This is a genomic window from Virgibacillus indicus (assembly GCF_002266285.1).
GTDB lineage: Bacteria > Bacillota > Bacilli > Bacillales > Amphibacillaceae > Virgibacillus_K > Virgibacillus_K indicus.
Genome location: NZ_NPMS01000004.1, coordinates 218780 through 232785 on the forward strand (window position 1 = coordinate 218780; position 14006 = coordinate 232785).

Annotated in this window: 13 protein-coding genes; 3 read left to right on the top strand and 10 right to left on the bottom strand. The window is 38.6% G+C overall.

The features are described from left to right. The first annotated feature begins 38 nt into the window (after positions 1 to 38). The gene (gene ptsP / locus CIL03_RS10610) at positions 39 to 1751 is read left to right on the top strand and encodes a phosphoenolpyruvate--protein phosphotransferase (RefSeq protein ID WP_094885821.1); all 1713 of its coding nucleotides are present in this window, start codon (positions 39 to 41) and stop codon (positions 1749 to 1751) included. 144 nt (positions 1752 to 1895) lie between these two features. On the opposite strand, the gene CIL03_RS10615 is transcribed toward ptsP, so the two are convergent. The 10 genes from CIL03_RS10615 to rpoN form a co-directional block, all read right to left on the bottom strand. Further along, positions 1896 to 2501, bottom strand: a complete 606-nt coding sequence (locus CIL03_RS10615) for a nitroreductase family protein (RefSeq protein WP_094885822.1) — start codon at positions 2499 to 2501, stop codon at positions 1896 to 1898. 80 nt (positions 2502 to 2581) lie between these two features. Next, complete coding sequence (locus CIL03_RS10620) at positions 2582 to 3562, bottom strand: nucleoside hydrolase (protein ID WP_094885823.1); 981 nt, start codon at positions 3560 to 3562, stop codon at positions 2582 to 2584. Positions 3563 to 3707: 145 nt separating this feature from the next. Then, a complete protein-coding gene (gene eno / locus CIL03_RS10625; RefSeq protein WP_094885824.1) occupies positions 3708 to 4994 on the bottom strand; it encodes a phosphopyruvate hydratase in 1287 nt (428 codons plus the stop codon). 33 nt (positions 4995 to 5027) lie between these two features. Further along, a complete protein-coding gene (gpmI, locus tag CIL03_RS10630) occupies positions 5028 to 6563 on the bottom strand; it encodes a 2,3-bisphosphoglycerate-independent phosphoglycerate mutase (protein WP_094885825.1) in 1536 nt (511 codons plus the stop codon). Continuing rightward, the gene (gene tpiA / locus CIL03_RS10635) at positions 6560 to 7318 is read right to left on the bottom strand and encodes a triose-phosphate isomerase (RefSeq protein ID WP_094885826.1); all 759 of its coding nucleotides are present in this window, start codon (positions 7316 to 7318) and stop codon (positions 6560 to 6562) included. Before tpiA ends, gpmI begins: the two co-directional genes overlap by 4 nt. An 18-nt stretch (positions 7319 to 7336) precedes the next feature. Beyond that, the gene (locus tag CIL03_RS10640) at positions 7337 to 8518 is read right to left on the bottom strand and encodes a phosphoglycerate kinase (RefSeq protein WP_094885827.1); all 1182 of its coding nucleotides are present in this window, start codon (positions 8516 to 8518) and stop codon (positions 7337 to 7339) included. Between the two features lie 151 nt (positions 8519 to 8669). Continuing rightward, positions 8670 to 9677: a type I glyceraldehyde-3-phosphate dehydrogenase gene (gene gap / locus CIL03_RS10645; RefSeq protein ID WP_094885828.1), complete on the bottom strand. Its 1008-nt coding sequence runs from the start codon at positions 9675 to 9677 to the stop codon at positions 8670 to 8672. Between the two features lie 37 nt (positions 9678 to 9714). Then, complete coding sequence (locus CIL03_RS10650; RefSeq protein WP_094885829.1) at positions 9715 to 10743, bottom strand: sugar-binding transcriptional regulator; 1029 nt, start codon at positions 10741 to 10743, stop codon at positions 9715 to 9717. Positions 10744 to 10909: 166 nt separating this feature from the next. Further along, entirely contained in the window at positions 10910 to 11152 is a 243-nt protein-coding gene (locus tag CIL03_RS10655; protein ID WP_206207692.1) for a glutaredoxin family protein, read from the bottom strand. Positions 11153 to 11159: 7 nt separating this feature from the next. Further along, positions 11160 to 12443 (bottom strand): RNA polymerase factor sigma-54, encoded by a 1284-nt coding sequence (gene rpoN, locus CIL03_RS10660; protein WP_094885830.1) that lies wholly within the window; start codon positions 12441 to 12443, stop codon positions 11160 to 11162. A gap of 158 nt (positions 12444 to 12601) precedes the next feature. Between rpoN and CIL03_RS10665 the strand changes: the two genes are divergently transcribed. Both CIL03_RS10665 and CIL03_RS10670 read left to right on the top strand, forming a co-directional pair. Then, on the top strand, positions 12602 to 13465 hold the full coding sequence (locus tag CIL03_RS10665) for a YitT family protein (protein WP_094885831.1): 864 nt from the start codon (positions 12602 to 12604) through the stop codon (positions 13463 to 13465). Between the two features lie 68 nt (positions 13466 to 13533). Further along, positions 13534 to 13920: a ribonuclease HI family protein gene (locus CIL03_RS10670; RefSeq protein WP_094885832.1), complete on the top strand. Its 387-nt coding sequence runs from the start codon at positions 13534 to 13536 to the stop codon at positions 13918 to 13920. Positions 13921 to 14006 lie beyond the last annotated feature (86 nt).

A 14006-nucleotide genomic window follows, 5' to 3' on the forward strand; every position in this document is an offset into this window, starting at 1 on the left:
AACATTGTTAACTCAAAATTTGAAAGGCGGAAATATATATGAAAAATATACAGGGAATTGCAGCCTCATCAGGTATTGCAATTGCAAAAGCATACCATCTGGCATCACCAGATTTATCATTTGAAAAAAAATCTGCTGATAATCCAAATGAGGAAATAGAACGACTGGATAAAGCATTGGAGATCTCTAAGCAGGAACTTGAAAAAATCAAAGAACATACAAAAAAAGAACTTGGTGATGAGCATGCAGAAATCTTCTCAGCACATCTTCTTGTTTTAAGTGACCCAGAACTTATCAACCCAATGAAAGATAAAATTTCATCTGATAATGTTATTGCTGAAACAGCTCTCGAAGAAGTTGCCAACATGTTTATTGACATGTTTAAAAACATGGAAAATGAGTATATGCGGGAACGTGCTGCCGATATTCAGGATGTAACCAAACGTGTTTTGGCACATTTACTAGGCGCCAGCTTCCCAGATCCGGCATTAATTGACGAAGAAGTTATTGTGCTTGCTAATGATCTGACACCATCTGACACAGCACAGTTAAATCGCCAGTTTGTAAAGGGATTTGCTACAGATATCGGTGGCCGTACATCCCATTCTGCGATTATGGCAAGATCTCTTGAAATTCCGGCTGTTGTTGGCACAAAAGATGTGACAAGCGAAGGTAAGCAAAATGATATGATCATTGTTGACGGGAACGAAGGCTTCGTACTTATTAATCCATCTGATGAAGAACTAACTGCATATCGCCAAAAACAAGAGGAATTTGCAAAGCAAAAAGAAGAATGGGCTAAACTAAAAGAGGAACCGACTTTCTCTGAAGACGGCGAACAAGTTGAATTAGCTGCCAACATAGGTACTCCCGATGACGTTGAGGGTGTGTTAAATAATGGCGGTGAAGGTGTCGGCCTGTATCGCACAGAGTTTTTGTACATGGGTAAAAATGAATTGCCAACGGAAGATGAGCAATATGATGCTTATAAAACTGTACTTGAAAAAATGGGAGATAAGCCTGTAGTAGTTCGCACACTGGACGTAGGTGGCGATAAAGAGTTAAATTATTTAGATTTGCCAAAAGAACTGAACCCATTTTTAGGCTTCCGTGCGATTCGTTTCTGTTTGGAAAATGAAAATGTTTTCCGTCCACAGCTTCGTGCACTGCTGAGGTCCAGCGTCCATGGCAATTTAAAAATAATGTTTCCGATGATTGCGACACTTGAGGAATTCCGTCAGGCAAAAGCAATTTTATTGGATGAAAAAGAAAATCTGAAAAACGAAGGAAAAGAAGTATCTGAACATATAGAAGTTGGGATTATGGTAGAAATTCCATCAACTGCTGTTACTGCAAAGCAGTTTGCCAAAGAGGTGGACTTCTTCAGTATTGGAACCAACGACCTAATCCAATACACCATGGCTGCAGACCGTATGAATGAACAGGTTTCCTACCTGTATCAGCCATATCATCCAGCCATTTTGAATCTGGTAAACAATGTGATAGAAGCAGCACACAGTGAAGGCAAATGGGCTGGTATGTGCGGGGAAATGGCTGGAGATCCAATTGCAATTCCGATTCTTCTTGGACTTGGATTAGATGAATTCAGCATGAGTGCAACATCGATCCTGCCTGCACGTACACAAATACGTGAATTATCCAAGAAAAAACTGGCTTCCAATAAAGACAAAATGCTGACGATGAGTACAACAGAAGAGGTTGTAGAATTTGTTAAGGAATTAACGGAATAGAACTTCAGAAGCTCCCCCAAGACAAGAAGGGGAGCTTCTTTTGGCTCTTATAATGTTTATAATTGTCATTATGTATGCCCACCTTAACTGGGTGTTTACCATCAACATGATGAGCGCGCAATATACGCGAGAAACTTGCAATAACTAGTCTGCTATTATTTCCAGCTTATTCTCGATTGGAGTCCTGCCCTTATCCCGGGGTACTTTTTCCGGATAACCAATTTGCATTACGGCAACAATTTTCACAACCTTACAATCTAAACCGATATCTGATAAAAATTCAGGATCATGCATATAGGGAGTGATTGTCCAAAGCATTCCAACACCATACTTCCATGCAGCGAGCTGAGAATTTTGGATAAAGGCACAAACAGCAGAATATTCCTCCTCATAGCGAATAGGATCCTCTTCCTTTTCCAGGTAAATCACAGCATGATGTGGAATTGCCATTAAAAACTTTTTCATTGATTCTATCATTTTAATTGTTTTTGGATCGTTATCTTTTTTAATCATTCCAATTCGCTGATAGCTTGCAATAATTGCATCAATAAAAGCAAGTTTACCAGTTTCCTGATACAGTTTGATATTCCAGGGCTCTTTCATGTAGTGCGTAGGTGCATAAGAGCCATATGTAAAGATATCTTTTAATACTCCAGATTCAATTTCCTGTTGTTTAAACGTATGAATGGATCTGCGTTCTTTCATAGTTTTTAAAATATCGATGGGATTCACCTCTGAATATTTTCTCATTACTAGATTAGCATAGTTTTAACCCCATTAGAAAGAGTGATAACAAAATTCGCTATCACTCTTTATAATGGATTATATAATTAATCAAACCGCTGGCCTGTCATTGTTGTCATAAAGTCAGTATAAAATTGCTTATAATCTAAATTGAAAGCTATGCGGTGTCTTTTCACCTCCTCTTCTTCCTCTTCTTCTAATTCCGCAAGTGTTACAAATGGCCTTATATCTGCAATGCTCTGTCCCCGCTCAACACCTGTCTGTCCCTGGACAATTATTACGGGCAAATTTTGATAAGTAAACATATCATCATGTATGGCCGCCATCAATGTAAGCACATCATGAAGCGGGCTCCCCTGAACATTGGGATTTCGTTTCTTATAAAAATCATAATAATAATCAATTAATGGCTTCACAATATCAATCTCACCGACACTGTCAATATAATCAACCATTTGCGGTGTAGCAATCGCCATTTGCGTTACATTTAGCGGGATAATCGTTACATTTTCGGCATGGGTTAACACAACTTGTGCCGCAACTGGATCACCATGAATATTGGCTTCAGATACTGCTGTGACATTTCCAGGGACCCAGAATGCCCCACCCATTATATAAATACCTTTTATCTTACTTATTAGATCACGATATACAATAAATAATGTGGCAAGTGATGTTAATCTGCCTATATTAACAATTATCAACTCATTATTATGCTCTTCTATGATTTCTACGACATCCAGGAAATTTTCAGCTATATCAATCTGTCCCGCCATTGGAGGGGTGATAGGCCCTAAACCATATTCCCCGTGTATTTCGGGAACATATTCAGGAAGTTCTCCTGTCATTGGAACTTCAGCGCCAGCAAAAATTTTTACATCTTCAATTTCTTCGGTCTCAAATAAACTTCTGACATAGCTAATATTGGCCAGAGCATTTTCTCTGGAAATATTTCCATAATCAGCTACAACACCAACAACATCTATATCATCATTCAAGTATGCATAAATAAGTGCTATCGTATCATCAATCCCTATATCACCAAAAACCAAAACTTTCTGCGCCAAGTGATTACCCCCATCATGTGTAGTTATTATATAGTATTACAGCAGAGATTTGTCCTATGAGGGTATTTCAGCCAGACACATTTTAGTTTCCAAAAAATTAAAAAAGAGGCAGATGCGCTCTGCCCCTTTAAAGTCATACAATTTTTTAGTTTTCCAGATTATAAAATGCACTCAGACCAGCATATTCGCCCATACCAGCCAATTCGTCTTCAATGCGAAGCAGTTGGTTGTATTTTGCAACACGGTCTGTACGTGATGGTGCGCCTGTTTTGATTTGGCCAGCATTTGTTGCAACTGCGATATCAGCAATTGTTGCATCTTCTGTTTCTCCGGAACGGTGGGAGATAACAGCAGTATAACCGGCACGTTTTGCCATTTCAATTGCTTCAAAGGTTTCAGTTAGTGTACCAATTTGATTCACTTTAACCAGGATGGAGTTTCCTACTCCTTGTTCAATTCCTTGAGAAAGTTTTGCAGTATTTGTTACAAATAGGTCGTCACCTACTAATTGCACACGATCTCCAAGACGCTCTGTCAATAATTTAAAACCTTCCCAGTCGTTTTCGTCCAGGCCATCCTCAATTGAAATGATTGGATATTTATTTACCATTTCTTCATACCAGTCAACCATTTCAGCTGATGTACGAACAACACCTTCACCTTTCAGATTGTATTTGCCATCATCATAAATTTCTGATGCGGCAACATCCATTGCTAGTTGTATTTCTTCACCAGGCTTGTAGCCAGCCGCTTCAATAGCCTCTACAATTGTTTGAAGTGCTTCCTCGTTAGATCCCAGGTTTGGAGCAAATCCGCCTTCGTCCCCTACAGCAGTATTATACCCTTTAGATTTAAGCACATTTTTTAATGAATGGAAAATTTCTGCACCTGTACGCAATGCTTCCTGGAAGGTTGGAGCTGCAACAGGCATAATCATGAATTCCTGAATATCCACATTGTTATCAGCATGTTCCCCGCCATTTAAAATATTCATCATTGGGGTTGGAAGTGTTTTGGCATTAAATCCACCTAAGTAATTATATAAAGGAATTTCCAGATAGCTTGCTGCGGCATGTGCCACTGCCATCGACACACCTAAAATAGCATTTGCGCCAAGTTTTCCTTTATTTTCTGTGCCGTCAAGGTCAATCATTAAAGCATCAATAATGTTTTGACGGGTTACATCAATTCCAAGCAATTCAGGAGCAATTACTTCATTTACGTTTTGGACGGCTTTTAGAACACCTTTGCCCATATAGCGCTCTTTATCCCCATCACGCAATTCAACTGCCTCATATTCACCAGTTGAAGCTCCACTTGGAACTAATGCTGCACCAAATGCACCTGATTCTGTAAATACTTCTACCTCTACTGTTGGATTACCACGGGAATCTAATACCTCACGAGCATAAACATCTGTAATATATGGCATGAAAAATCTCTCCTTTATTTTTAAATGTATAATTTATTTAATTAATGTAGTTCCAGTCATTTCTGCCGGTTTCTCAACATCAAGCAGGTCAAGCAAAGTTGGTGATAAATCCGCTAAAATTCCACCATCACGCAATTCAATACCTTCTTTTGTAATGATAACTGGTACAGGGTTGGTTGTATGTGCAGTCATCGGTTTTCCTTCGAGTGTTATCACTTCATCTGAGTTCCCATGATCTGCGGTGATAATGGCATTTCCACCAAGTTCCGCAATTTTATCAACAATTTTCCCCAGACACTCATCAACAGCTTCAATCGCTTCAATAGTTGGTTTTAGCTTACCAGAGTGTCCCACCATATCTGGGTTTGCAAAGTTCAATATGATTGCATTTTGCGCACCCGTATCAAGCTCTTTCAGTAAAGCATCTGTTACCTCATATGCACTCATTTCAGGTTTCAAATCATATGTTGCAACTTTAGGTGAATTAATCAGTATACGTTTTTCTCCAGGAAATTCCTGTTCACGACCGCCGCTCATGAAGAAAGTTACATGTGGATATTTTTCCGTTTCAGCAATGCGCAATTGATTCAGCTTATTTTGCGAAAGGACTTCACCAACTGTATTGTCAAGATTCACCGGCTCATAGGCAACATAGCCATTCACTGACTCACTGAAATTCGTCAGCATAACAAAATCCAGATTTTTTGGCCTGTTTTCTCCACGGTCAAAGTCCTGAAAATCTTCATTAGCAAAGGTCCGTGAAATTTGAATTGCACGATCTGGCCGGAAATTATAAAAAATGATGGAATCTTCATCTTCTACCTTTCCAACAGGTTCACCATATTCATCCGTAATTACGGATGGGATAACGAATTCATCGTAGATTTCGTTCTTATACGAATCATCAATTACCTCATACGGACTGCTGTAGCTGGGACCTTCACCATAAACCATTGCATCATAGGCCTTTTTAACACGTTCCCAGCGCTTGTCACGGTCCATCGAGTAATAGCGGCCAGAAATTGTTGCAAATTGGCCAACACCAAGTTCATTCATTTTATCCTCGGTTTGTTCAATATAATCTTTTGCCGTCTGCGGACCAACATCACGGCCATCAAGAAATGCATGTACATATACTTTTTTCAAATCATAATCTTTTGCAAGCTTTAATAATGCAAATAAATGATTGATATGGCTATGGACACCGCCGTCAGACAACAAGCCAAAAACATGCAGAGCCTTATCATTTTCCTTGGCATGATAAATTGACTTCAGAAAGGCTTCTTTTTCAAAAAAGTCACCTTCTTTAATTGATAAATTCACGCGTGTTAAGCTTTGATAAACAATGCGGCCTGCACCAATATTTAAATGGCCAACCTCCGAGTTGCCCATTTGCCCTTCAGGAAGACCTACAGCCTCACCGCTTGCTGTTAATTGGCTGTGAGCAAACTTTTTCCAATATCGGTCAAAGTTTGGGGTATTTGCCTGTCTGACAGCATTGCCGCTTTCTTCTGCACGGATCCCAAATCCATCTAAGATAATCAGTGCAGCTAAATTATTCTGACTCATTTCGTACCTGCCTCCACAAGCTGCAGGAAGGAATCTGCTTCAAGACTTGCTCCTCCAACTAATGCACCATCAATATCAGATTGTGAAAGCAATTCCTTGATGTTCGCTGGTTTGACACTTCCACCATACTGAATAACTACTTTTTCAGCTGTTTCGTCAGATGTAATATCCTTAATTACGTTACGAATGTGACTGCAAACTTCATTTGCATCTTCACTTGAAGCAGTTTTGCCTGTACCGATTGCCCAGATTGGTTCATATGCAACAATTGTTTCAGCCACTTGCTCGTTTGACAATCCTTCCAATGCTTTAGTTACCTGATTGCCAACATGATTCATTGTTTCATTTGCTTCACGTTGTTCGAGGGTTTCACCTACACAAACAATTGGTGTTAGATCATGATTAAAAGCTGCATGTGTTTTCTTGTTAACTGTTTCGTCTGTTTCAGCAAAATATTCACGTCTTTCTGAGTGTCCGAGTACAACATGGGTTACGCCAAGATCTGACAGCATAACCGGACTTACTTCACCAGTAAACGCACCATTTTCTTCAAAGTGCATGTTTTGGGCGCTGATTTTCACCTGAGAACCTTTTGCTTTTTCAACAAGTGATGCTAAATATGGATATGGTGCACAAACGATTGTCTCTACACTATCATTTATCTTGGCTTTTTCAGCAACTTCCTCAACAAATGCATTCGCTTCTGATAATACTTTGTTCATTTTCCAATTTCCTGCAATTACTTTTTTTCGCATTGTATCACCTCATTAATTCTATTTATCATCTAATGCCTGTACACCTGGAAGAACTTTTCCTTCCATAAACTCAAGAGAAGCTCCGCCTCCTGTAGAAACATGGTCCATTTCTTCAGCAAAACCGAATTTCTCAACCGCTGCTGCTGAATCCCCTCCACCGATTATGGAATAGCCTTCTGTATTTGCAAGTGCTTCAGCTACTGACTTCGTTCCACCAGCAAATGCATTCATTTCAAAGACTCCCATCGGTCCATTCCAGATTATAAGCTTGGAATCTGCAACAATTTGACTATACTTCTCACGTGTTTCAGGTCCAATATCAAGTGCTTCCCAGTCAGATGGAATTTGATCAATTGATACAATTTTCGTATCGGCTGTTTCTGAGAAGTCATCCGCTACAACAGCATCAACCGGCAGAACAAAATTAACTCCCTTTTCTTCTGCTTTTTTCATAAACTCCTTAGCCAAATCGATTTTATCCTCTTCCAATAACGATTTTCCAATTTCATGGCCTTGTGCTTTAATAAACGTGTAAGCTAATCCGCCGCCTACGATCAAATTATCTACTTTGTCCAGTAAATTATCGATAACATTAATTTTATCTTTTACTTTTGCCCCGCCAATAATTGCGGTAAACGGGCGCTCCGGATTTTCCAGTGCCTTGCCTAATACATCAATTTCCTTCTGCATCAGGTAGCCAGCAGCTGCAGGGAGTTTCTCCGCCACTCCGACGGTAGATGCATGTGCACGATGGGCTGCTCCAAAAGCATCATTTACATAGAAATCAGCCATAGCTGCAAAGCTTTGTGAAATTTGCGGATCGTTTTTTTCCTCACCAGCCTCAAATCGGACATTTTCGATTAATAAGATATCACCATCACTAATCTGTGATAATGCTTCATTAACCTCTTTGCCATATACAGCATCTGTTTTGACTACATCTTTGCCAATTAAATCACTTAATCGTTTTGCCACAGGATCTAAACGCAGGTCCTCAACCACTTGTCCCTTCGGACGGCCTAAATGGCTTGCCAAAATAACAATCGCACCCTGTTCAGACAGGTAGCTGATTGTCGGCAATGCCGCTTTAATCCGTGTATCATCCGTAACTTCTCCATCTTTCATTGGTACATTAAAATCAACACGGCAAAATACTTTCTTTCCTTTTACATCAAGGTCTTGAAGTGTTTTCTTATTCACTTGACTCTACCTCCCAAATTCCGGCTTATGTAACTTAATACCATATTAGGTTTTCCCTGAATATAGTGCTATTAATCATTATAAAGGAAAATGTGTTTTTAACATAGAAAATGGAGGAGGAATCTTATCCTCCTCCATTTTTATAAACGGCTTATAGTCCTTTTTCCTTCAAAAATACAGCCAAGTCTACACAACGAGATGAGTAACCCATTTCGTTATCATACCAGGAAACTACTTTAACCATATTATCTTCCATTACCATTGTGGATAATCCATCAATAACGGATGAGTGGGTGTTGCCAACGATGTCAGTTGAAACAAGCGGTGCTTCACTATATTCCAGAACACCTTTTAACGGGCCTTCTGCAGCTTCTTTCAATGCATTGTTAACATCTTCAGCTGTTACATTCTCATTAAGTTCAGCAACTAAATCAACTAATGAACCATCTGGAGTTGGCACACGTACAGCCATCCCATTCAATTTGCCATTGATTTCCGGTAAAACTAATCCAACTGCTTTTGCAGCTCCAGTTGTTGTTGGAATGATATTTTCTGCTGCTGCACGGGCACGGCGATAATCTTTATGCGGCAAATCAAGAATTTGCTGATCGTTTGTATAAGAGTGAATTGTAGTCATCAATCCGCGTTTAATGCCGAACGTATCATGAAGTACTTTAGCAAATGGTGCTAAACAGTTTGTTGTACAAGATGCGTTTGAGATAATGTTGTGTTTTGCAGAATCATATTGATCGTCATTTACTCCCATTACCAACGTCAGGTCTTCTTCTTTTGCAGGTGCAGAGATAATTACCTTTTTCGCTCCTGCATCAATGTGTTTTTTAGCATCTCCGCCATTTGTGAAACGTCCAGTTGATTCGATAACAACTTCTACTCCCAAATCTCCCCAGCCAAGATCTGCTGGATCACGTTCAGATAGCACCTTGATTTCATTGCCGCCTACTACGATGTTTGAACCGTTAACAGATACTTCTTCTTCTAAAATACCATGAACGGAATCGTATTTTAAAAGGTGAGCAAGCATGTTTGCATCTGTTAAATCATTAACTGCCACCACTTCTACGTCATTATTTTTAAGTGCTTGACGAAATACGTTACGTCCAATTCTTCCAAAACCATTAATACCAACTTTTACTGCCATGTATATTCCTCCTAGACTTTTACTTTAAAATTTATATTTAAAGGGGATAATCCCTTAAAATCTGTTCAGCAGCTGCTTCATCAGTGATAAGCAGGTTGCTTTTTCCATGTTTAAAATAGGAAGCTATTGCCTGTCCTTTCGATTTTCCGCCAGCAACCGTAATGACATGCTCGATGGAACCCAAATCCTCTAAATGAATACCAATTGTTTTCACTTTATGAACGACATTTCCTTCTGCATTAAAATAGTATCCAAATGCTTCACTTACTGCTTTATTTGTCTTGAGTATTTCTATAATGGATTCCGGCGTTTTCCTGCGTTCTGCCATTGTAATTGCATCACCTATGCCATGCAGAATAATTGATGATCCTTTAATTTGTTTTAGGATTTCATTGATTGACGGTTCTTCAATAATCGACTCGTAGGCAGAATCACTCAATGGGTCAGGAACATATAACAGGCGATAATCACCTTTTGCTTTCTTTGCCATCTCTGCAGCAATTGTATTCGCCTGGTTTTCCACCTTTTCGCCAATTCCGCCGCGTGCAGGCACAAATAAATAGCTATTTTTCTTGTTTAATGGCGTCATCACATCTGCAATTGCAGCCATCGAAGTTCCACCAGTAACAGCTATCGTCGATTCAGGTTTTACAATCGTTTTGAGAAAGGCAATACAGGCTTTTCCCATTTCCTGTTTTACCCATTCATACTTATCACTATTTCCAGGAACAATAATAACATTTCCTACTTGTAATCTTTCCTTAATTTGCTTTTCTAAAACACTTAAACCCTTTATTTCACTCATGAATTCTGTGAGCCGAGCTAAAATTAATTTACCCTCTTTTGTAATATACATTCCTTTTGTTGTAACTTGAATGAGGTCCTGTTCCTGCAGGTATTCAATCTCACCTCGCACACTGCGTTCGGTTAGGTTTGTGTTTTCTGCAAGTCCTCTTCTGCCAATCGGCTGGAAAAGCTCTACACTATGCAAAATAGAGTATCTCTGCTCCATAACCTCCAACAGATCAGGTACCAGCTTTTTTTGAAGATCAATTAAGGTTCTCATACCAATACTCCTGTTCGTTGGACATTTGTAGTCCCGGATGGTTATATTATGTCCCGGAATGGGTAAAAAAATATATCTCATTTATAAATTCATTATAGCATAGGAAAATTAATATTCAAATAATAGGTATTGAAAATAAAAAAACCGGCTGAATGGCCGATTTCTTTTAAACGTTTTGTTTAAGTGCTTGCTCCAAAGAATCTATATTAACTTGTTCACAATCCAGTGTGACATCATTTATTTTTACAAATGGAATCAGCAGCTGGTATTTTTCAAGCCACTCATCATTTGTATAAATATCGCGTTCCTCCAATTCAAAAGGATACTCACGCTCGAGCATAAGTAATAATGCTTTGGCGTCATCACAGAGTGAACAAACCTCTTTTGTGTAAAAAATTACTTTCAGCATAATTTTATCACTTCTTTCTTTTCTGAGATGAGGGGATATTTAATTGGCTGCGGTATTTCATTACCGTGCGACGGGAAATTGTAATTCCAAACTCATCATTTAATTTATTTTTTATTGCTTCATCTGATAATGGTTTTTCCTCGTAACGAACCATTTCAAGAATTAATTGTTTTACTGCATAGGAAGCAGTCTGCTTGCCATTTTGCTGTCTAATGCCGGATTGAAAGAAAAACTTAATTGGCAGAACACCCTGTTTTGTCTGTACATATTTACCATTAATCGACCGGCTGATTGTAGATATGTTTAAATTAAGTTCGTTTGCTATTTCCCTTAAGGTCAGGGGCCGCATCATAAAAGTCCCATGTTCAAAAAACATATACTGTTTCTCCACTATTTTTCTGACAACCAATTCCAGGGTATTTGTCCGATAAAGTATTGCCTGGTTTAACTGATCGATCTGTTTGTATTTTTCCTTTAAATAATCTGCCGCTTTTTTCTCATAGTCAGTAATATCGGCATATTCCTGATTAATTTCAATTACCGGCGAGTTCCATTTATAAAAAGAAATATTCCACTTACCTTTTTCCTTGTATATTGACGCTTCTGGAATAATATATTCCGCTTTTTTTGCAGCCAATAGCTGTCCCGGTTTAGGATGGCAGGACTTAATTTCTTCGATAATTCGAATGACATTTTCGTTAGAGGTACTATAATAGTCAGCAATCTCTTCAATATTTTCCCCTGCAATCCAATCTAAATGCTCATGGAGCAGGTTTTCTATAAAGGGGTCATATCCAGGGGAATCCTTCAGCTGCAGCATAATACATTCACTTAAGTCTCTCGCGCCAACACCCGCCGGCTCCAGTGATTGGATCAAATCCAATGCATGTTCTGCTTTATCTATTGCTGTACTGAATTCTTCTGCCCAATACTCCATTGTTATTGTTAAATAACCATCTTCATCCAATGAATCTATACCGTACTCAACCATAGGCCGCAGTTTATCAGGGAAATCCAATGTAAATAATTGTTGTTTTAATTTTTCATACATAGATTCTTCAGTTGGATTTATCTCTCCAATAGCCTGGGTCTGCTGATTAGATATGGATGACCTATACTGAGCAATATCATAATCATAATTAATCTCTTCAATTAGAGGATTCTCTTTAGAAATCTCCTGAATATGTTCAATTAATTCAAGACTTGAAAATTGCAGGATATGTATCGCCTGCAAAAGCTGCTGATTCATTTTTCGCTGCAAGGTTTGTTCCTGAACGAGCCTTTGCTTCATTATTATACACCCCTGTAAGTAAATAGTCCCTCTTTCTATTTTGCCATTATTCCACTAATAAGTCACATGTTCTTTTTTTATATTGACATTATTTCAGAAAAAAAATAGTATTTTATTGAATACAACTTAAATCTCTAATTTAGAATAGGATGGTTTCCATGGCAAAACAAATACATAATGAATCGATTGGGCATTTAATTCGCCGTTATATTATGCTGTTGCTCGGAGCATCTTTGGCAGCAGTTGCAATTGAACTATTTTTAGTCCCGAATACAATTATCGATGGTGGGGTTATTGGCGTTTCACTGCTGCTCAACCAAATTACAAATATAAACTTTGGTATTTTAGTTTTAATCATTAATATTCCATTTTTGTATGCCGGACTGAAAAGATTGGGGAAGGACTTTCTTTTCTCTTCATTATTCAGTATTATTTCATTGGCTGTCGTTGAAAATCTGCTTCATCGGTTTGAGCCATTTACAGATGAAACACTGCTGGCAACTGTATTCGGTGGGTTAATGCTGGGAGCAGGAGTTGGAATTGTCATCCGGAATTCCGGAGCCTTGGACGGTACTGAAATATTAGGAATTATTATTACGAAAAACATTCCTTTCTCGGTTGGCGAATTTGTCATGTTTCTTAATATCTTCATCTTTGTTTGGGCAGGTTTTGTTCTTGGCTGGGAGCAGGCAATGTTCTCAATTCTTACGTACTATATTGCTTCGAAAACAATCGATTCGGTTGGTCAAGGATTTAATGAAACAAAAGCTGCCATTATCATTTCAAATGAATATGGGAAAATAGCTGAAGCAGTAAGTGAAAACCTTGGACGGGGAATAACAAAAATATACGGTAAAAATAGCTATCAGGATACAGATACGGAAGTTCTATATGTGGTTATTACAAGACTTGAGATGTCCGAGCTAAAAAACATTGTACATGATATTGATCCAGATTCCTTCATCACAATCATGGATACACAGGAGGTACATGGTGGAAAGTTCAGACAGGCTGCACATTAACATAATAACCCTTTTTCATCGCTTCAGCTATACTGCTGGCAGGTTAATGAAAAGGAGTGTTTCTAAAGTTGATTGAAGTATATACAGATGGTGCGACAAGCGGAAACCCTGGTGTGAGCGGAGCGGGCATTTATATAAAAGCTAATGGAAGCACTTATGAATATTCATTGCCGCTTGGCGTATTATCCAATCATGAAGCAGAATTTCATGCAGTGATAAAAGCTCTTGAAATTTGCAGAGAGCAATTTCCTGGTGAAATATTATCCTTCCGTTCGGATTCCAAGCTGGTTGTGGATGTTATTGAAAAGGATTTTACAAAAAACAAAACATTTTCACCGTTACTCGAAAAGATAAAAGAAAAGGCAAATCATTTCCCATATTTTTTTGTTAAATGGATACCTGAAAAACAAAATAGTCATGCTGACCAGTTAGCGAGAAAGGCCATTCATAAGTAAAAAGAAGAGAACCAGTATTATGTGACATGACATGCCGTATGTCTGCCGGGAAGGGAGCATAGAACATGCCTATGTGACTTTCCTGC